A 19,058-nucleotide genomic window follows, 5' to 3' on the forward strand; every position below is an offset into this window, starting at 1 on the left:
GCGTAGTTCGATGCACGGCATAAACAGCCGAAGGGAATGGCCTCGATTCCGAAGCCTACCTACGCCACGTTATCGCTCGTATCGCTGAGCATCCATCAACCGCGTTGACGAATTGCTGCCATGGGTCGTTGCCGACCTGATCTACGTCGACGCCGCCTGAACTCAACACGCTGCCTTTAGCTGTTTAATATAAACACGCTATCGTTAACAATCGTGGGCGGACCGTTACGGCGCATCCCTAAGGTTCCCGTACCACCGTCCTTTCCTCAAAACAGGCTCTCACGGGTTGCCTCCCGTAGGTGCTGCGCGTTCGAGAGGCGTTGCTTTGCCTTATGCGGTCAATTCGCAGCATGTGGGTCGAATAATTTATTGACCGAAATAGATCGGCTTCATGCCGTCACAGGACGAAGTCGAGCAACTGGCGCCAGATGCTGATGAACCAGTGGCCGTTCCGCCGACGCCGCTGGTGTCAGCAACGCTCACGGCTGTTTCGTTTTGCTTGGCTACGCGTGCTTCAGCAGCCTGGATTTCAGCCGGATAGGTTGCGTCATTGCTGGCGCCCGGGTTATATCCTGCCTTTTCGAGCTGGACCAGTTCGGCGCGCACCTCAGCGCGGGTTTTCGGCGCATTCGACTGAGCAAACGATGTAAGCGGTGCGACAAGCGCTAGCGTGATAGCAACTGCTTGAATAAGGGTCTTCACGATGATTTACCTCGACGTTTCGGTTTTCTGCTACGAACAGCCCTGTTCGTAACCAGTGACGACAGTTTAGGTAAGTAAAAGCTTAAAATTAAGAGGTCTACGGGAAAAGCAGTTTTCCATTTTTTTACGGTAAAGCTCATCAGAATGAAGACCGATGGCGGGCCGACTTGATGTGCGCGCGTCACTGTTGTGGCCGGAGTCTTGGGCAGGAGGCGCGATGGCGAATGTGGATTTCCTCGGGATACCGACAGCCTATTGCGAGGGCGACAACGAGTTGAAATAAGCGCAAGCCAGAGTGCGCGGCTGTCCTGATTGCGCAGTTGATCTGGTCGCAGCCAGCCACGGGAAACGGATAAGGAAAAGCCAGTCGCGCGCGACGGGCTTCGAAAGAACATGCGAAAAGCGCAATAGCGCTCTTCTTATCAGCAGACAAAAATTAGAACTTGTGGCGCTGTCCGAGGCTAATGAGTTCCTGCGTGTTGGTGCCCGGGTAGCCGTACCAGCCCACCGAAGCCTGCGCATTGACTACGCCAGTACCGCCGTTAAGTGTTTCCCCACTGGCGTGCTGCCATGCACCGACCAGATAAACGTCCGAACGCCTAGCGCTGACCTCAGCTTCCCTCCCACTACCGCGTCAGCCGTTTAGTGCATTGGGCCGACTTTGAGCCGTTAGCAAAACTTCGCCACCTGAACTCCCTACGGGCGGATCGTCGGCCACGGCAATCCGGACCATGATGTCCAGGTGCACGCACGAATGAATGCCCGAGACGATCCATTGATTAATTTCGTATGACCATTGATAGGCTTATTTCACATCGTGCTCGACGAGGAAGATCGAGATCGTCTCGCGCAATGTCCGTGCTTCCTCGCGTAGGCTTGCCGACGCCAAAGCGACGCCCTTCACGTGCTGGACATCGCGCTCCAGCATCGCGTCCATCTTGTCCATGCCATGACTAAACTGATCGACTTCGCGGCTCTGAGCATCAGTTGACGTGCTGATATGCTCGATCAGGCTGGCGACGTCTCCCACATGGCCCACAACGTGCCGCATGGCCGTGCCGGCGCGTGTCGCGAGCGTCGAGCCGTGCTCGACGCGCTTCAAAGAATCGCCAATCAGGCCTTTAATTTCACGCGCAGCACTCGCGCTCCGATGAGCGAGCGTACGCACCTCCTCGGCCACCACCGAGAAACCTCGCCCCTGGCTACCCGCACGCGCGGCTTCGACCGACGCGTTGAGCGCGAGGAGGTTAGTCTGAAATGCTATGCTCTCGATCATCGCGATCATGTCACCCATCCGATGCACGGCCTGATCGATCTCGCTCATCTTGTCGACCACCTCGCTGACGATTTGTTCGCTTTGCTGTGCCGCAGTTGACGTTTTCCGCGCGAGACTGTTTGCCGATGCCGCATGTTCCGCACTTTGCCTGACCCGTTGCGCGATCTGCCCCATCGCAGTGTTAGTCGAGTTGAGCGTTTCGGCTTGTGTGGCGAACTCCTGCGACAAGACGTGGTTTTCCGCAGCGATGTTGTCCGATGAAGCAGCCATCTGGTCGATTGTCCGGGTAATTTCCCGCATCGCATCGTGGATTGCGTTGAGCGTGTCCTTGAATGTGCGACTACTGGTTCCCTCCAGCTTCATGGGCGGAAGGCGCAGGTCGAATTGGCCCTCTAGCAGGCCGTTGAAATATCCGTCGTTGATGCGCCCAGATCCATTACGACGGATGCTGGGTTCGCACTTTTGAAACGCGGAACACGTTTGCGGGCATTCGACGTTGCTCGCGGGTTCGCCATATCGATGTTATCCATTGCTTCCTGCCCCTTAACCGGCAAGTGTGCGCATACGCGTCAGGTTGTAGCCGACCTGCGTCAGCACGAAGAGCTGGTCTACGCGTTCAAGTCCTCGATACATCGCTTGTCGAATTCGTCCGACTGTCTTGCCCCATCCGAACACCTGCTCAATGCGTTTACGTTTTTGCTGGCTGACCGCGTAACCCGGCCAACGCGTAGTTCGCTCGTCAATTGCTGAGCCTCCTGGACGCCCATCGTTTTGCGCCACATGCGGCGTGACACGATTCGCGCGACAACTGCCGACGAAGCCGGCGGTGTCGTAGTTCTTGTCCGCGCCGACCGTGATGGCACGCGACGCAACACTCGCGGCATCAGCAAGCATCTGCTCGGCCGCGTCGCGCTCGGCGGTGCCCGTCGCCAGCGTCACCTGTGCGTTGACCACCAGGCCGTGCCGGTTGTCGGTCAGCACGTGGCCCATATAACAGAGCATCGCTCCGGTTCCTTTGCTCTTACGAAACAGGCGCGCCTGCTCGTCCGTCGTGGATTGGTGCGTCTCGTTACTGCGCTTCTGTCCATGCCAGTTGTCATTCGGCGCGGGCGGTTCGTCTGGAGGCGTGTCGTCTTTGTCCGGACTTGCCTTGGGCACAAAGCTCTTGTGCCCGGCCCATGCCTGAATCAACGTGCCGTCGACGCTAAAGTGCTCCCCAGAAAGATATCCGCGCTCGCGCGCGGTCTCGACTGTCTCGTTGAAGGTATCCGTCAGCGCATCCCGTCTTGAACGCGCGTACGTGCGGTGCGAAGGTTGTTGCCATCGTAACGACGGAGCAATGCGATGGACGATGCAACGGGAGAGGCCGTACCGACGGGCGCACGACGCCCCCGGCAAGGCGAAGCATTCTGGCGCGAGATGGTCATGGCATGGACCACAAGCGGACTGGGTCTTCGACGTTTCTGTCGTGAGCAGGGGCTCGCCGTTAGTACCTTCGGACTATGGCGCAAGAAGCTGTCGGGCGACGCAAGTGTAGAGGCGCATCCGCTTGCTGTCACGCCAGACGCGGCATTTATCGTTTCCCATCCGGACGCCGCACCGGTCACTCTGACGCAGCCACCGGCGCTGGATGCTTCTTCATCTTCACGTGATCGGGTGACGTTGTCGCTCGCCGGTGTTCGCATTGAACTGACTGGTGCTCACGCCGAACGCATCGTGCGTTTCGTGCTCGGACAGCTCGGTGGTGGTCGATGCTGATCGCAGCCGATGTCCGTGCGTATATCTGCCGTGAGCCGGTCGACATGCGCAAATCGATTGACGGGCTGTCGTATCTGGTCGAACCGTTGCTCGCCCAGAACCCTGTCTCGGGCAATCTGTTCGTGTTCGTCGGCCGGGACCGCTCGAAAGTCAAATGCCTTTACTGGGATCGCACCGGCTTCGCGCTCTGGTACAAGCGCCTTGAAAGGGGCCGCTTTCCCTCACCGCTGGCGCTCGCGCAACGCGGCTTCACGCTCGCCGAACTCAACGCATGGCTCGAAGGTATTGAGATCCCGGCGCGCGAGCCGCATCGCGCCGTCGCGGTGACGCGCGTGATCTGACGTTGCTGCCGCCTGCGTAGAGTCGCTGCTACCGACGCTTGTAAACATCGCGCGAGTTGGGCATCATGATAGCCATGCCGCCCACCGCCATCACTGTCGCGGAGTTGCCGGTCGAGCCCGACGCGCTGCAAGCCTTCGCGCTCGAACAGAACCGGCTGGCATGTGTGCTGTGGGAGCAACTGGAAACGCTGCAGCACCAGATTGCCCAGCTGAATCGCGCGCACTTCGGGGTGAGGTCCGAGCGGCTGGCGGGCCAGGCGGAACTGTTCGATGCCACCACGGAGTTGCCCACTCCTCCTGAGCCGGCGGAGGTCCCGGTCGCGGGTCACACCCGCAAAGGGCGTCCGGCTTTGTCGAAGGACCTGCCGCGCAAGCGGGTTGAATACGATCTGAGCGACGAACAGAAGGCCGCATTCGATGCGCTCGAGCGTATCGGCGAAGAGCGCAGCGAGACGCTGCACTACGAGCCGTCCAGGCTCACCGTCATCGAGCACATCCGGTTCAAATACGCGGCAAAGAAGGATGGTGAGTCGACCATCGTGACCGCAAGCGCCCAGCCTTCTCCGCTGCCGAAGAGCAATGCGAGCGCGAGCCTGCTGGCTAACATCCTGGTCAATACCTACGTCGATCATCTGCCTTTGAACCGGCAGGAAATGCGCTATGCGCGACGTGGTGTGCATCTGCCCCGGGCAACGCTGTGCGAATGGAAGCTGGCGGCAGCGGAACTGCTCGAAGTGCTGCTGCCACCGCTACGGTCTCACCAGTTGCAGGCCCCGCGCATGCACGTGGACGACACGACATTGCCGTTGCTCGAGAAGGGTCGCAAGGCGACGCGCACAGCGCGATTATGGGGCTATCTTGGCGCCGGCCAACGCGAGGAGAACGGCGTCTGGGTCGACCACCCGCCGGCGGTCGTGTTCGAGTTTGCCGAATCGCGCGCGGGCTCACATCCGCTGCGGTACCTGCAAAAGTACAAAGGTTATCTGCAGGCGGACGCGTACAGTGGGCATGGCGCGCTCTACGAAACGGGAGACATCGTCGAGGTCGGATGTTGGGCCCATTGCCGCCGACGCTTCTTCGAAATCGCGAAGGCGCAAAGCAAACCCGGACTGGCAGCGCAGGCGCTGCAATGGATCGCCCGACTGTATGCAATCGAGTCGCGGATCAGGGACCACACGCCCGACATCAAATATGCGGCGCGGCAAACCGAGGCGCTTCCGGTGCTCACGCAGTTCCGGCAATGGCTGGAGGGCAACGTCATCGGTTTGCTGACTCAGGCACCGCTCGCGAAAGCCTTCGGCTATGCATTACGTCATTGGCCGGCGCTCATTCGCTACACTGAAAACGGCATCCTGCTACCGGACAACAATGCGCTGGAGCGTCAGATTAGACCCATTGCAATCGGAAGGGCCAACTGGATGTTCGCCGGCTCGCCTCGTGGCGCTCGAGCGGCCGCCACAATGTATTCACTGATCGGTACAGCTCGCCTGAACGGGGTCGAGCCCTATGCGTGGCTTGAGCGCACGCTTGAGCAGTTACCATCGTATCCTGTCAACCGCGTGCACGAACTGTTGCCGCTCGCCCGATAAACACCTTACCGCCCATGGACATTCTCGACTCGCTTCGGCAGGCACCCAGCGCCGAGTTGTATCGCCTCTATCTAGCCATCGGCAAAATGCTGGACGACCCGCGCCGGATCCTCGAAGTACGTCAACGCTTGCACCTGGGAATGGAGGTCAGCTATATCGGGGGCGATCCGCTCGCACCACCTTCGCACGGAACAGTGGTGGAGTTGCGGCAAACCCAGGCGGTAATCCAGGACAACCAGAGCCGTCAGCGTTGGTCAGTGCTATACGCGGCGGTTATCCCTGACACGACGAGCGGCCCAACTCACGCGCCCGCGTCGCCACCACCGCGCGCGCAACGAGAGGAATTCTTCATTGGCGACACCGTTGGCTTCACCGACAAACATCTGAGCGAGCGCGTCGGCATCATCGTCCGGCTAAACGTGAAAACCGCGTCTATCGCCGTTAATGATTCGGAAGGCCATTGGCGAGTCTCATACGCTCTGCTGCGAAAGATTGTCGACATCTAACCGCGCGATACCGTCAACACGGGTTCCGCTGACGGATACCGTTGAAGAGCAACACCAGCACATCGTGTTCGAGCAACCGGTCGCGGTTCTTGCTGAACGTCGAGTGGTCCCACACGGTCCCGTCCATCGGCAGGCCGACGAACCAGCGGAACAACATGTTGTAGGAAATCTGTTCCACCAGCATGCGCTCGCTACGAATTGAGTACAGCACCTGCAGCAAAAGAGCTCGCACCAGCTTCTCCGGCGCAATACTCGGCCGACCTCCTTTCACGTCAGCCTCGTACATCCGCGCGAACACATCGTCCATGCGTTTAAGCGCGTCATTGAGCCAGGTGCGAATCGGACGCACCGGATGGTCCTTCGGCACAAAATCGTCCAGCTTCAACACCGTGAACATTGATTCGGTAAAACCATCTGGCCCACGCATCCGTTCCATCTCGCTCTCATTGATGACATACGTTCAACGTTTACGCCTGCGTTCCGGATGACCGCTACATGAGGTATTTCACCGGCCTGCTAGACGTGAAAGATTCTCGCCAAGAACGGCGAGTTCCAGGCCCGTTTGTGCGTCAGCCTTCATGTGATGCGCGATGAAGATCAACAACCCGGCCTGGACGACTACGTAGGCCGCATGTAACAGCACGGTCGACCATGCTGGCTCAGTGAAGCAATAGGTGTCCAATCCGGCGAGTTGGAGATAGTTGAACGTGAAGTGGTGCGCCGCAATAACGCACGCGGCACAGAAGATCGGTCGCCAGTCCCGATAGGCCAGCAGGAACGACATCAACACAAAGATGCCGAAGTGCAATTCAGTCAGGCCATGCTCCTGATGAATCTGCAACCCAGCGAATGTCATCAGGCTGGCAGCCAGGAAGAGCCGCGTCGCGAGTGCACCGGAGCACCAGTATGCCAGCATTGACGCGACGGCTGCGGTCGGCAATCCGACCCACAGTACGGCCTGCAAATCGTAGTCACGTAACGCCAGCAGGCAAGAGATTGCGAACAAGCCCCAAATGACAATAATCATGAGTCTGTCGGCTTTCACATAAACCGTGTGCAGCAGCTCGTTCGGTTGTTTCATGTGGGTCTCTCAGCTATTCGTTCTTATTGGTCTGCTACGGTGCGCCGTGTCTGCATCCCCTGGGGGGCCTCGCATGCGGTCTGCTGTCGCTTCTGAGAAGCGCCGGCGCGCGCTCCCGACACATTGAGAACAACCGTTTAAGCACGCACGATTGTCGACACGGACTTTTCCAGGAAATATGCATAACGGCGTGCACGAGCGCTTCTTTAGACAAGCAACAAGTGGCACTTCGTCGCTCGTCAGCGCACGTTCGCCAAGCCGACCGTGAAGGACCGTTCGTGGCCGACCTCTGCCCGACGCGAACGACCGCCCGCGATTTAATCCTCTCATCCGTGTCTCCGTGAAGCGGACCACTCGCGTACCTCGGCTAGTGTTCCGTTCCGCTGATTCGCGAACAAAGTCTGTGTAGTTTTTCGAGGATGGAATCAGCGGAAGCAGTCCACATGAATGGCTTGCAGTTTTCGTTGTAGTGGGAAACGAACTGATCGATACGCTTGATCAGTTGTTTGACCGAGCCAAACGAGCCCCTGCGGATGGCCTTGTCGGTGATCAGCGCAAAGAAGCGTTCGACCTGGTTAAGCCACGAACTGTAGGTAGGAATGAAATGCATGTGCCAGCGGGGCTTTGCTGCGAGCCACGCCTTGACTTTGGGATGCTTGTGACTGCCATAGTTGTCCACGATGCAGTGCACGTCGAATTCAGCCGGTACGGCCTTGTCGATTTCGCGCAGAAACGACAGGAACTCCTGATGCCGGTGACGCGGCTTGCAGGTCGCGAGCACTGCGCCGTTGAGTACGTTCAGGGCGGCGAACAGCGTGGTGGTGCCATGACGAACGTAGTCGTGGGTAACGCCTTCGACGTAGCCGAAACCCATCGGCAGCATGGGTTGCGTGCGTTCGAGCGCCTGACACTGGCTCTTCTCGTCCACGCACAGGACCAATGCATTCTCGGGCGGGCTCAGGTACAGGCCAACCACGTCGCGCAGTTTCTCGATGAAGAATTGATCGGTCGAGAGCTTGAAGCTTTCGCTGCGATGCGGTTGCAGGCCCAGCAGCTTGAAGTACCGGTGCACACTCGTGGGCGAGATAGCCGTTTCGGCGGCGATCGTGCGCACGCTCCAGTGCGTGGAGCCATCCGCTGGCTTGGTGTGCAGGGTCTTGTGAATCAGCTGCGCCAGCCGCTCATCGTCAATCGTGCGCGGCTTGCCGGGACGTACTTCGTCATACAGCCCGTTGATGCGATGCTCCAGGAACCGGAGACGCCACTTGCCCACCGTGGCACGCGTGAGCTGAAGACGCTGGGCAATGGCGCTGTTGGGTTCCCCGACAGCAGCAGCCAGCACGATGCGCGCACGCGTCACCAGCGCCGCCGAAATCGAGCGCGAACGCGCTATCGAAGTCAGTTGCGAGTGCTCATCTTCACTCAACACCAGTTCGGCCTTCGGTCGTCACATGGGCATGCTGGCATCTCCCGTTCCGTTGATACCAGCATGCTACGTGAACATAGATTAGTTAACAACAGAACGGCACACTAGGACTACGACGTGCGCCTGAAAACACCATGTATCCGGGGTCTGCCACTAGAAAACGGCGCAGCCTTGTGAGCTGCGCAGGTGAAAAACTCGAAAAGCAATCCGAGGGTGTAATGGAGCTCGAGAGATTTTTGCGAGTGTTGCTGTCATCCGACGTGCCGGTATCGCCACGCCGGCTGACGTCACTTCACGACACATTGCATTTCGGCATTGTTTTGCACTCCAACAGATATGGCAAGTACCTAACGACACCGTCAGATTCACGAAGTCTATTCTCTGTCTGTTTATTGACCTACTAAATATTGCCGCGCGCGTCGCATGTGCCACGCGCCACCGGCTAGCCGTATAGGGCATCGGCCAGCCATCCGCTTAGAACTTACCACCCGAGGTTGTCTACAGTTGGATCGTCAAGAAATGGTCCGTGCGTACGCCCGTCAGCTTCGATTGCTGCTCCCACACGACGCATCGTGACGATTCAGGCCGTCCCTCCCCCATCGACGCTGATGTTCTGTCCGTGGATATAGTGACCGGCCGGTGATGCCAGCAGCAACGCGAGGCCCGCGACGTCCTCTGGTTCGCCGATTCGGCCCATCGGGATGCTCGCGATGGCTCTCTTTTCACGTTCGGGATCTTCCCAAAGCACACGCGAAAAGTCGGTGCGCACCGCGCCTGGGTTGATCGAATTGACGTTAATGTTCGACGGCCCGAGTTCGAGTGCAAGATTACGCACCAGTTGGTCAATTGCAGCCTTCGACATTGCATACAAGCCGAGAAGTCCCGATCCACGCTTGGCCGCCCGGCTCGACATGAAGATGATCGACCCCTCTTTGCGCGCGATCATCTGAGGCGCCAACGCCGTGACGAGAGCGAAGCTGCCACGCACGTTGTCGACCATGACCTGGTCGAGTTGAGCAGCGGTATGCTCCAGAATCGAACCGGTTGGCGGGACGCCTGCGGCGCTCAGCACCAGAGTGTCGATGCGACCGAATGCCCGAAGTGCCCGTGCAGCGAACTGGTCAACACTCGCAGGATCAGTAATGTCACAGGCGATCGCCTTGACGTCGATGCCGTCCGCATCGCGCAGCTTAGCCGCAATCGAATCGGTGACTCCCTGGTCGCGACCGGAAATCACCACCTTCGCCCCGGCCGTGCCTAGTGCACGCGCGATCGACAGCCCCATACCCCTGGTTGCGCCGGTTACGACGGCCACGCGGCCGCTCAGATCAAAAAGATCATGCATGATTGTTACTCCATATTCCAGGTGTTGTTCACGTTGCGTCTCCTGCTCCAACCGCAGGTCACGCGAGCAGGTGTGGCTCGATTGCGGTCCGTCACAGATACCAGCCACGAAACCCATGGCCTGCCCGCAACAACGAAGAAAATTCCTATTGATACTTGTACCTGCGCAATCCCTGAAGCAGCAAAGCGGGCCCGGCGTGCAGCCTATAGATGGTCCTTGACGCGTTTACTCTGTCCAGGGTGCAAACCCGCTCTCGAGGACGGCGCGCAGCGCCTTACGCAAATCGGCGGCCTCACGCACGCCGTACGATGCTTCGAATTGCTCCTGCACGGCGCTCCATAAAGGCAACGCCCGTCGGAAAAGCGCGAGGCCAGAAACCGTAATGTGAGCCTCACGTGCCCGACGATCCTCGCCCGTCCGTACCTCAAGCAAACCATCGCGTTCAAGCGGTTTCAGATTGCTCGACAGCGTTGTGCGGTCCATCACAATCATCTCAGCCAACCTTCCGATCGCAAGCGGACCGTATCTCGACAGCTTGTAGAGGATCGAAAATTGCGTCGCCCGCAAACCGACCGGGCTCAGTGCCTGATCGTATGCGGCGGTGAGATAGCGTGTCGCTTGGCGAGCTGCCAGACAATTGCAGCGGCCTTCGATGTCTTCCACGGGTCTGCTACGCGTTGCCATTAGTAGTGGCTCACTCAAATTCGTAAACTAGCGAAAATACGAGTATATACTCCTTTTTACATGAAGAGGGTCTAGCATAGAACCTAGGCAGATCGCCGCCATGCGACGGCCCTTCGGCGTGCCTTGCACAATGCCGGCAACGTGTGCCGCGCAAGCTGCAGACTCTACGATTTCCACAAATTCCTGCTCAGTCCGACAAGCAGTGTGCGCATGAACCCTGCAGGAGGAAGTTGCGACCCGCCTCGCATCTCAACTACCCTTCGACGGCTTTGGCACCGGGCGCAAACATCCCTAACCGCCTCAAAGCGGCTTCTGCTAGATTACGTGTATATGCTCGCATATGCACGTACACTGCATTTAATAACGGAGGTATTGAACCGCCCCGGATTTGGTGGAGGCTCCAACTCTTGAGAGAATGGAGCTATGAACAAGTCGAACAAGTTTTCTGCTGAAGTCCGCGAACGTGCTGTGCGCATGGTGCAAGAGCATCGGGGCGAGTATGCCTCACAGTGGGCAGCGATTGAATCCATCGCCCCCAAGATCGGCTGTACGAGCCAGACGCTGCTGGGATGGGTCAAGCGAGAAGAAGTTGATAGCGGTGAGCGTGAGGGTGTCACCACGTCGGAACGTGAACGCCTCAAGGCACTGGAGCGTGAGGTTAAGGAACTGCGCCGTGCCAATGAGATTCTGAAGCTGGCGAGCGCATTTTTCGCCCAGGCGGAACTCGACCGCCGCCTGAAGTCCTGAAGGCCTTTATCGACCAGCATCGCGACACCTTCGGGGTCGAGTCGATCTGCAAGGTCTTGCGGATTGCCCCGTCGGGCTATCGGCGTCATGCCGCACAGCTTCGCGATCCGTCGCGGCGCTGTGCCCGAGCGAAACGCGATGAGTTTCTGAGTCCAGAAATCAAGCGAGTCTGGCAGGCCAACATGCAGGTCTACGGCGCGGATAAAGTCTGGAAGCAGTTGAACCGGGAGGGTATTGCGGTGGCACGTTGCAGCGTCGAGCGGCTGATGAAGCAACAGGGTTTGCGCGGTGTGAGGCGTGGAAAGCGAGTTCGCACGACTATCCCCGATGTATCGGCTCCACGCCCGCTCGACCGGGTCAACCGTCAGTTCAAGGCTGACCGGCCGAACCAGCTCTGGGTGTCGGATTTCACGTACGTCTCGACGTGGCAGGGCTGGCTCTATGTCGCATTTGTGATCGACGTGTTCGCTCGGCGCATTGTCGGCTGGCGCGTCAGCTCGTCGATGACCACGGACTTCGTTCTGGATGCACTTGAACAGGCGCTGTACGCTCGACGGCCGGACAATGACGGAACACTGATCCATCACTCCGATAGAGGTTCGCAATACGTCAGCATTCGCTACAGCGAACGGCTGACCGAAGCAGGCATCGAGCCGTCGGTTGGCAGCCGAGGCGACAGCTACGATAACGCGCTGGCTGAAACGATCAACGGCCTGTACAAGGCCGAACTGATTCATCGTCGTGCGCCGTGGAAAACGCGTGAGTCTGTCGAGCTGGCGACGCTGGAATGGGTCGCGTGGTTCAACCACCATCGGCTGATGGAACCTCTCGGCTATATCCCGCCCGCTGAAGCTGAGGCAAACTACTACCGGCAATTCAGCAATACCATCGCTGTGCCGGCATCAACTTAAACCAACCAGCCTCCACGATTCCCGGGGCGGTTCAGAGTGCTGTTCGGGCCAAGTGTGATCGTCAGTTATAAACCCGCGGCGCTAGTGCGACGAACTCAACAACGCCGTGTCGTGATGACTTGTGTCGATCTCCGGCAATGCGCAAAGCATGTGCCATGCGGCTAACGTTCTCTGGGCTCCAGAATCCGGCCAAGATATTGCTATCTAAGGACTGCAAATGCACATCGCCGTGAAGGCATGGCGCAACGCTATACGCTATTGATGTGGTAGTGAAACGTTATCGCAGGGGTCTTCGGTCTGGATTAAGATGCTTCGGCAGTGCTGCAGTGAAAAATTAGGCGTCCGGCTATGAGTGAAGGAGTGGTGCTTTGAGCAACAAAATGGTTTCGAAGGCAGCAGTGTGTCTGGTTATCGCACTGGTGCTGTTTACGGTGTTCAAGCAGTTCGACAAACCCCGTGTCCAGGAAGGCGTTTCCTATTCGCAGTTCATGGACGACGCGAAGAACGGCAAAGTCAAGAACGTCATTGTCCAGGGGCGGAACCTCACGGTCACTCCAGCAGACGGCCAGAAGTACCAGATCGTGTCGCCCGGCGACATCTGGATGGTTGGCGATCTGATGAAGTATGGCGTTCAGGTGAGCGGCAAGGCTGATGACGAACCGAATGCGCTGGTGTCGGCGCTGTACTACCTCGGACCGACGATCCTGATCATCGGCTTCTGGTTCTACATGATGCGACAGATGCAGGGAGGCGGGAAAGGCGGTGCGTTCTCGTTCGGTAAATCCCGTGCACGTCTGATCGACGAAAATAACAACGCTATCAATTTCACTGACGTCGCCGGTTGCGACGAAGCCAAGGAAGAAGTTTCCGAACTGGTCGACTTCCTGCGCGATCCGCAGAAATTCCAGAAGCTGGGCGGACGAATTCCGCGCGGCGTGTTGCTGGTCGGCCCACCGGGAACGGGTAAGACGTTGCTGGCGCGTGCTATCGCCGGTGAGGCGAAGGTGCCGTTCTTCAGCATCTCGGGTTCGGACTTCGTGGAAATGTTTGTGGGTGTCGGTGCGGCTCGTGTGCGCGACATGTTCGAGCAGGCCAAGAAGCATGCGCCGTGTATCGTGTTCATCGACGAAATCGACGCGGTCGGCCGTCATCGTGGCGCCGGCATGGGCGGCGGTAACGACGAACGCGAACAGACGTTGAATCAGATGCTGGTCGAGATGGACGGCTTCGAAGCGAATTCGGGCGTGATCGTGATCGCTGCAACGAACCGTTCGGACGTGCTCGACAAGGCGCTTCTGCGTCCGGGCCGTTTCGACCGTCAGGTGTATGTCGGTCTGCCGGATATTCGTGGTCGCGAGCACATCATGAAGGTCCACCTGCGCAAGGTGCCGATTTCGAACGACGTCGACGCAGCGGTGATCGCACGCGGCACGCCGGGCTTCTCGGGCGCCGATCTGGCGAACCTGGTCAACGAAGCAGCGCTGTTTGCGGCTCGCCGCGGCAAGCGCATCGTCGAAATGACCGACTTCGAAGACGCGAAGGACAAGATCTTCATGGGTCCGGAGCGCAAGTCGGCTGTGATTCGCGAAGAATCGAAGCGTGCTACGGCGTATCACGAGTCGGGTCACGCGGTCATCGCCAAGTTGTTGCCGAAGGCCGATCCGGTACACAAGGTCACGATCATCCCGCGTGGCCGTGCGCTGGGCGTCACGTGGCAGTTGCCGGAGCATGACAACGAAACGTATTCGAAGGACTACCTGCTGGGTCGTCTGACCATTCTGTGCGGCGGCCGGGTGGCGGAGCAGCTGTTCCTGAACCTGATCAGCACCGGCGCATCCGACGACTTCAACAAGGCAACGGCTATGGCCCGTGCCATGGTGGCCCGCTTCGGCATGACCGACGCGCTCGGAACGATGGTCTACGTGGACGACGAGAACGACGCTACAACCTCGGGCCGGGGCTTCATGCGGACCATTTCGGAAGCGACGCAGCAGAAGGTCGACGCGGAAATCCGCCGTATGCTGGATGAGCAGTACAACCTCGCGAAGCGTCTGCTGGACGAGAACCGCGACAAGGTCGAAGCGATGACTGCGGCCCTGATGGAATGGGAAACGATCGACGCCGATCAGATCAACGACATCATGGCCGGCCGTCCTCCACGCGCTCCGAAGACCACCTCGACGTCGCCTGCAAGCGACACGTTGTCAGGCGGCAGCGCAGGTATCGAGGTGAAGCCGGGCAATGCGCCTGCGCCGGCCTGAGCGGATCCGCGTCCCAAGCACGGGCCGGTGTGATTTCACTCCGACCCGGTTTGCATTCATCAGCATTTGTCTATCTGTATGTCCCGTCACATGTTGAACACCGCAACATCTTAGGTTGAGGCGCAATTTGCGCAGACGAGCGAGGAGATTACCTTCCTTTGTGGTCTTGACGAGCCGAAAGATACAGCGTCCAAATCGGGGGCGCAGAAGTATATTGGAGATGCGCTATTTTCAACTAGAGTACCGCCTAGCTCCGCTCATACATCTGTGAAGGTTCTACGTTCACGATGCGTTTGTTCGGTGCAATTCTGTAAGAGAGACGTAGCCATTTTTGGCACCACCAGGCTCTTTGACGGGAACGGAACAAGGGAGGAAAATCTGGAATCGTTCGCGACAGATATTCTCCCGCTATTTTCCGCATCGCAAATCAATTTCATGTCAGGGCAACGCGTCCAACTGGGAGACAACGACTACATGTCGAACCCCGACGGCGATGTTGTATATGACGATCATGCAAATGCCCGCCACGTTTATGGCCGGCTTTCAGGAACGAAGAACGGGCGCATGCCACAGCGTGGGGCTTACTGGTCCCTTGCGATGTTAAAGATCTTTAGCGATTGGATGAGGGATGGGCTCCAGCCATGAGACTTATCTTTGTGCGACGCCCCTACGTTCGGACAAGTCGCCACTCTTGCAGCGCGGCCGAAATCAACCGCCCTTTCTTCGCGGCTCAGCTCTCGAGTGTCGTAATGCTGTGCGCGCAAACCGCCGGTGTGAACATGTCACGAAAGATGTCGAATTCGCCGTTGCTGAGCGTATGTTGGGCGAGCGGGCGCGCTGCATGCACGCCGCTCGCCCGCATGCCGACCAGATCGAATACCCGCAAATATTCCGTGTAGGCGCCGGCAATCCCGCTGAGTTCGCCGAAGCCACACGTGAAGCGCAGTGCTGCTATGCCATGAATACGCGCATATCCGTTTGCGGGATACGCCGCGTTGAACTCGTGGCAACCGCCGATCCATCGCATCGTGTTGTCCGCATACAGTGCGCCCTCGATCCACAAAGCGTAGACGCCCACGAGGCCGAATACGCACTTGATGTCCAGCTTCTTTATGCGAAAAAACGTGCTGGATAACGGTCTTACTCACCTTTGCTCTCCTGTTGAGATCAATTTCGGCTCAACCGAGCTATAGTTGCGACATGCCGTTATATATCTGCAAAGCGCACCATAAACATAGGGGGCGCGCCTGGACCATCGAGGCCCGAGGATGGGCTTTCTTTGCGTCCGCGTGGCGGCATAAGACGATCGGCCGCCATTCCCACCGCACTCACACGCTCGTCCCTCGTTTGCCCGACAAACTGACAGTGCCTACCGCTCGACGACCAAGCCCTTGCGTGACGCAGCTGCGTCAATTTGCTTACTCAAGCGCCGCGGCGAGGATCATCTCTTCACAATTGACGGGACGAAGTCGACCCCGCCCGCGTGGTTTGAAGACCGCGTCCCCACTTTGAATGCGCTGGCCGGTCAATGCACAGTACCCGCTGCTGCGGGCCGTGACCCGGCTCCAAACCTGGTCGACGTAGTGACACATCGTAGGATCGCACCATGAAATCAGCACGCTAGTATCGTCCTGCCGTTCGATCGCCGTAATCTTGCTGCGGGGGGCTGGAACTAACGTAGTCTGATAAGGCGTGCCCGGCTTCCCTATCCGTGCTGCTTGTGCGCCGCGCCTGCAGGCGGCACGCCATGGCTCTCCAGCGGCGCTATCAACGCCGCTGGAGAGACGTGACAACAGCGAGACTACCTGACTCCAAGGGTTGACCTGTTCCATGTCGGCATGCCTCTCAGATAAGAAACGCTAACAAAATGAGCCGAAGAGGCTGCGAAACCGAGCCAAGCGTTATGAGGTCACGCAACTTCTGCGACTGATCGACTCTATTCGCCGGTGCGCGGCAAGTTCGTCCGACCGCTGCCGAAACCGCCAAACGCGCAAGGAGATCTACGACCACGACAAATGCGCTAGGCCGCCACATGCTACTAATATCGCGACCTAGGTGGCCCGTCGAGGTAAGCCCCACGGCGGTGGCCCTGGCAAAACTCGATGAATCGTTGAGCGCACAATCGCGTCGCTGCATAACATCAGTCGCCCGCGCATTCGTGTCGAACACTCCACCCTCAATCATGACGCGTTCGTGAACGTCGCCTGCGGCATCATCTGCTGGAGGCAACTCCAACTTTCATTGCACTAGCGCCTTTACTTGGCCGAGACGGAGGTGGCAGCTTGCTCGATGAGCTTGGCTGTTTCCTTCGGCTTGGACAAATAGGCCACATGGCTCGCCTTCACCTCGACGGTCGTGGCATTGGCACGCTTGGCCATCCTGCGCTCATTGTCCGGATTGATCGACCGGTCGTCGCTAGCCACCATGTACCAGCTGGGCTTGGTCTTCCAGGCGGGTGTCGTAATCTTGCCGGTGAAAGAATCGGTGGAGATCGGCACCTGCGACTGGGCCATCAGGTGCGACACGGACGGTGGAACGTCGGCCGCAAAGTCGGCCGCGAAATGCGCCTGGTCTATCCACCAGTTGCCGTTGCTGTCCGACTTGAACGCCTTGGAGGCCTGCGGCATGGCCTGTTCAATCGTCGCGGCGCTCTCACCCACATCAGGTGCAAAGGCAGCGATGTAGACCAGTCCCGAAACCTTCGGATCGTTACCGGCCTCGGTGATGATAGCGCCGCCGTAGCTATGGCCGACGAGGATCACCGGCCCATCCATGGCGTCGACGGCCGCCTTCGCATACTTCACGTCCTCGGCATAGGAAGTCTCGGGGGGCTGCGCTATCGACACCGTGTAGCCGTCCTTTTCGAGAATCCTGGCAACGCTCGCCCAGCCGGAGCCATCAGCAAATGCCCCGTGCACCAGAACGACATTCTTGACGCCGGCGGGCGATGCTGATTGCGCGGAGGCGACTTGCAGCGTTCCCCCCATCAACGTAGCTGCAAGCGCAGCAACCATGTAAATCTTCTTCATGACATTTGTCCTGTACAGAGTTCTAATGAACCGTCTCGAGTCCGACACGCACATAGATATCCTGTTAGCGCGTTGGCGTCTTGCCGAGACGGTTTCTTGTTCGAACGGCGGCGTTTTGACCGCTTGTGGAGCCGCCGGATCAAGCGTGTTCTGGAGATTCGGGCGACTCTTCGTCGCAGGGCTCTCTTGAGGCGTTACCCCGCGCTTTCTTCGAGCGTGAGCTTGACGTCGATGTTGCCGCGCGTCGCGTTCGAATACGGGCAGACAATGTGGGCCTTGTCGACCAGCGACCGGGCGACCTCAAGTGGCATACCGGGCAGCGAAATCTTTAATTCAACCTCGATACCAAAGCCAGTCGGAATCAACCCGATTCCCACGCTGCCGTTGACCGAAACGTCGGTCGGGATTGCGATCTTGTTCTGCGCAGCGACAAACTTCATGGCACCCAGGAAACATGCGCTGTAGCCCGCGGCAAAAAGTTGTTCAGGGTTGGTACCTTCGCCGCCTGCGCCCCCGAGCTCGCGCGGGGTGGTCAGCTTGAAGTCGAGCTTGCTTTCCGGCACAACCGCACGGCCGTCACGGCCTCCGGTGGCTTGAGCGTGAGCGCGGTAGAGAACTTTTTCGATGGACATGATGTATTTCCTATCTGGAGAGTTAAGTAAATTTATCTATCACTAGATCAACTTCTGTGCGGACTCCCCCGCACCCGGGAATCTGATATTATCCTGTTATGAATCTACCTGTAGATAGACAGAAGGATAAATGACAACAGGTTATGACCGCCTTTCGGTACTGCGTCACTTGCTGACCTTCCACGCGCTTTCGATATTCTCCAGACGCGATCTTGTTTGAAACAGACGGCTCGCCAGCGCACAGCCTTGATATGCTGCGAAAACCGTCCGGGCAGCGCACTCCGGCTTGCCGTTGAACGCTAGCGTACCTTCTTTGGCGCCCTGCGAGAGCACCTTGGCCAGCCAGTTTTCGTTGGCCTTAAAGAATGTCTGCACCGCGTGTCGTACGTTATCTGGTAGCGACTCGATATCGGCGGCGAGCATCCCGCATAGACAGATCCGATCGCCGTCGCCAAGAATCTTGCCAAACTTCTTCGTGTACTTCGCCAGTTTTGCATCGGCAGGCAACGATGCGTCGATCGAATGAACGTCGCCGAGCACCTCTTTACTGTACTCGTTAACTGCCTCCAGTACCAAGTCATCTTTCGCCGGAAAGTAGTAGTGGATGCTCGAGGTCTTCACGCCAACGAGTTCAGACAGATCACGATAGCTGAATCCGTTATACCCGCGCAACATCATCAGCGTGATAGCGTGCCGGACTATTTGCTCACGTACTGTCGATGTAGTGTTCATGTGCTGAACTTTATCTATCACTAGATAGACTGTCAATT

17 protein-coding genes, 3 pseudogenes and 1 other annotated feature are annotated in these 19,058 nt (G+C 58.3%); of the genes and pseudogenes, 7 read left to right on the forward strand and 13 right to left on the reverse strand.

Annotation, left to right across the window (positions count from 1 at the left end):
- Positions 1 to 23: 23 nt before the first annotated feature.
- A pseudogene (locus PQR27_RS38970) lies at positions 24 to 160 on the forward strand (transposase domain-containing protein); the annotation flags it as partial.
- Positions 161 to 366: 206 nt separating this feature from the next.
- Here the strand turns inward: PQR27_RS38970 and PQR27_RS38975 are convergent.
- From PQR27_RS38975 to PQR27_RS38985, 3 genes and pseudogenes are all read right to left on the reverse strand, one after another.
- Positions 367 to 702 (reverse strand): DUF4148 domain-containing protein, encoded by a 336-nt coding sequence (locus PQR27_RS38975; protein ID WP_408528939.1) that lies wholly within the window; start codon positions 700 to 702, stop codon positions 367 to 369.
- 805 nt (positions 703 to 1,507) lie between these two features.
- Positions 1,508 to 2,341 (reverse strand): methyl-accepting chemotaxis protein, encoded by an 834-nt coding sequence (locus PQR27_RS38980; RefSeq protein WP_408528940.1) that lies wholly within the window; start codon positions 2,339 to 2,341, stop codon positions 1,508 to 1,510.
- A 180-nt stretch (positions 2,342 to 2,521) separates the two neighbouring features.
- A pseudogene (locus PQR27_RS38985) lies at positions 2,522 to 3,244 on the reverse strand (IS5 family transposase); the annotation flags it as partial.
- A gap of 78 nt (positions 3,245 to 3,322) precedes the next feature.
- Here PQR27_RS38985 and tnpA point away from each other — a divergent pair.
- The 4 genes from tnpA (at position 3,323) to PQR27_RS39005 (ending at position 6,172) form a co-directional block, all read left to right on the forward strand.
- Positions 3,323 to 3,736: an IS66 family insertion sequence element accessory protein TnpA gene (tnpA, locus tag PQR27_RS38990; protein ID WP_408528941.1), complete on the forward strand. Its 414-nt coding sequence runs from the start codon at positions 3,323 to 3,325 to the stop codon at positions 3,734 to 3,736.
- A complete protein-coding gene (tnpB, locus tag PQR27_RS38995) occupies positions 3,730 to 4,077 on the forward strand; it encodes an IS66 family insertion sequence element accessory protein TnpB (RefSeq protein ID WP_408528942.1) in 348 nt (115 codons plus the stop codon). The genes tnpA and tnpB overlap by 7 nt, the downstream gene beginning before the upstream one ends.
- A 65-nt stretch (positions 4,078 to 4,142) precedes the next feature.
- Entirely contained in the window at positions 4,143 to 5,666 is a 1,524-nt protein-coding gene (gene tnpC / locus PQR27_RS39000) for an IS66 family transposase (RefSeq protein ID WP_408528943.1), read from the forward strand.
- Between the two features lie 14 nt (positions 5,667 to 5,680).
- Positions 5,681 to 6,172, forward strand: coding sequence for a hypothetical protein (locus PQR27_RS39005; RefSeq protein ID WP_408528944.1), 492 nt, complete (start codon positions 5,681 to 5,683; stop codon positions 6,170 to 6,172).
- 40 nt (positions 6,173 to 6,212) lie between these two features.
- Here PQR27_RS39005 and PQR27_RS39010 read toward each other — a convergent pair.
- From PQR27_RS39010 to PQR27_RS39030, 5 genes and pseudogenes are all read right to left on the reverse strand, one after another.
- Positions 6,213 to 6,599 (reverse strand): annotated as a pseudogene (locus tag PQR27_RS39010) (transposase); the annotation flags it as partial.
- 78 nt (positions 6,600 to 6,677) lie between these two features.
- Positions 6,678 to 7,253, reverse strand: coding sequence for a hypothetical protein (locus tag PQR27_RS39015; RefSeq protein WP_408528945.1), 576 nt, complete (start codon positions 7,251 to 7,253; stop codon positions 6,678 to 6,680).
- 367 nt (positions 7,254 to 7,620) lie between these two features.
- Positions 7,621 to 8,685: an IS630 family transposase gene (locus PQR27_RS39020; protein ID WP_408528992.1), complete on the reverse strand. Its 1,065-nt coding sequence runs from the start codon at positions 8,683 to 8,685 to the stop codon at positions 7,621 to 7,623.
- 574 nt (positions 8,686 to 9,259) lie between these two features.
- Complete coding sequence (locus PQR27_RS39025; RefSeq protein ID WP_408528946.1) at positions 9,260 to 10,024, reverse strand: SDR family NAD(P)-dependent oxidoreductase; 765 nt, start codon at positions 10,022 to 10,024, stop codon at positions 9,260 to 9,262.
- A 225-nt stretch (positions 10,025 to 10,249) separates the two neighbouring features.
- Complete coding sequence (locus PQR27_RS39030) at positions 10,250 to 10,687, reverse strand: MarR family winged helix-turn-helix transcriptional regulator (protein WP_408528947.1); 438 nt, start codon at positions 10,685 to 10,687, stop codon at positions 10,250 to 10,252.
- Positions 10,688 to 11,131: 444 nt separating this feature from the next.
- Here PQR27_RS39030 and PQR27_RS39035 point away from each other — a divergent pair.
- Positions 11,132 to 12,366, forward strand: a protein-coding gene (locus tag PQR27_RS39035) for an IS3 family transposase (protein ID WP_408242455.1) whose coding sequence is annotated in 2 segments (ribosomal slippage) — positions 11,132 to 11,420 and positions 11,420 to 12,366 — 1,236 coding nt in all. Because the reading frame shifts where the segments join, the coding sequence is not laid out codon by codon here.
- Positions 11,410 to 11,526 (forward strand) — a sequence feature (AL1L pseudoknot). (Overlaps the previous gene by 117 nt.)
- Positions 12,367 to 12,734: 368 nt before the next feature.
- Positions 12,735 to 14,627: an ATP-dependent zinc metalloprotease FtsH gene (ftsH, locus tag PQR27_RS39040; RefSeq protein WP_408528948.1), complete on the forward strand. Its 1,893-nt coding sequence runs from the start codon at positions 12,735 to 12,737 to the stop codon at positions 14,625 to 14,627.
- 730 nt (positions 14,628 to 15,357) lie between these two features.
- Here ftsH and PQR27_RS39045 read toward each other — a convergent pair.
- From PQR27_RS39045 to PQR27_RS39065, 5 genes are all read right to left on the reverse strand, one after another.
- On the reverse strand, positions 15,358 to 15,741 hold the full coding sequence (locus PQR27_RS39045; protein ID WP_408528993.1) for a thiamine pyrophosphate-binding protein: 384 nt from the start codon (positions 15,739 to 15,741) through the stop codon (positions 15,358 to 15,360).
- A 304-nt stretch (positions 15,742 to 16,045) separates the two neighbouring features.
- A complete protein-coding gene (locus PQR27_RS39050) occupies positions 16,046 to 16,459 on the reverse strand; it encodes a DUF3331 domain-containing protein (RefSeq protein ID WP_408528949.1) in 414 nt (137 codons plus the stop codon).
- Positions 16,460 to 16,882: 423 nt separating this feature from the next.
- Positions 16,883 to 17,656 carry an alpha/beta fold hydrolase gene (locus PQR27_RS39055; protein WP_408512248.1) on the reverse strand — a complete coding sequence of 258 codons (774 nt, stop codon included), beginning with the start codon at positions 17,654 to 17,656 and terminating at the stop codon, positions 16,883 to 16,885.
- 194 nt (positions 17,657 to 17,850) lie between these two features.
- Positions 17,851 to 18,288 carry an organic hydroperoxide resistance protein gene (locus PQR27_RS39060; protein ID WP_408528870.1) on the reverse strand — a complete coding sequence of 146 codons (438 nt, stop codon included), beginning with the start codon at positions 18,286 to 18,288 and terminating at the stop codon, positions 17,851 to 17,853.
- Between the two features lie 165 nt (positions 18,289 to 18,453).
- Positions 18,454 to 19,020: a TetR/AcrR family transcriptional regulator gene (locus PQR27_RS39065; RefSeq protein WP_408512250.1), complete on the reverse strand. Its 567-nt coding sequence runs from the start codon at positions 19,018 to 19,020 to the stop codon at positions 18,454 to 18,456.
- Between the last annotated feature and the right edge of the window lie 38 nt (positions 19,021 to 19,058).

Source organism: Paraburkholderia fungorum (genome assembly GCF_046027215.1).
Classification (GTDB): domain Bacteria; phylum Pseudomonadota; class Gammaproteobacteria; order Burkholderiales; family Burkholderiaceae; genus Paraburkholderia; species Paraburkholderia fungorum_D.

What these genes read in the sequence shown, in the direction of transcription:
- PQR27_RS39005 (WP_408528944.1), top strand. Translation starts at nt 5,681, where the DNA reads ATGGACATTCTCGACTCGCTTCGGCAGGCACCCAGCGCCGAGTTGTAT.
- PQR27_RS39025 (WP_408528946.1), bottom strand. Translation starts at nt 10,024, where the DNA reads ATGCATGATCTTTTTGATCTGAGCGGCCGCGTGGCCGTCGTAACCGGC.
- PQR27_RS38980 (WP_408528940.1), bottom strand. Translation starts at nt 2,341, where the DNA reads ATGAAGCTGGAGGGAACCAGTAGTCGCACATTCAAGGACACGCTCAAC.
- tnpA (WP_408528941.1), top strand. Translation starts at nt 3,323, where the DNA reads ATGGACGATGCAACGGGAGAGGCCGTACCGACGGGCGCACGACGCCCC.
- tnpB (WP_408528942.1), top strand. Translation starts at nt 3,730, where the DNA reads ATGCTGATCGCAGCCGATGTCCGTGCGTATATCTGCCGTGAGCCGGTC.
- PQR27_RS39055 (WP_408512248.1), bottom strand. Translation starts at nt 17,656, where the DNA reads ATGAAGAAGATTTACATGGTTGCTGCGCTTGCAGCTACGTTGATGGGG.
- tnpC (WP_408528943.1), top strand. Translation starts at nt 4,143, where the DNA reads ATGATAGCCATGCCGCCCACCGCCATCACTGTCGCGGAGTTGCCGGTC.
- PQR27_RS39060 (WP_408528870.1), bottom strand. Translation starts at nt 18,288, where the DNA reads ATGTCCATCGAAAAAGTTCTCTACCGCGCTCACGCTCAAGCCACCGGA.
- PQR27_RS39015 (WP_408528945.1), bottom strand. Translation starts at nt 7,253, where the DNA reads ATGAAACAACCGAACGAGCTGCTGCACACGGTTTATGTGAAAGCCGAC.
- PQR27_RS39050 (WP_408528949.1), bottom strand. Translation starts at nt 16,459, where the DNA reads ATGGAACAGGTCAACCCTTGGAGTCAGGTAGTCTCGCTGTTGTCACGT.
- PQR27_RS39065 (WP_408512250.1), bottom strand. Translation starts at nt 19,020, where the DNA reads ATGAACACTACATCGACAGTACGTGAGCAAATAGTCCGGCACGCTATC.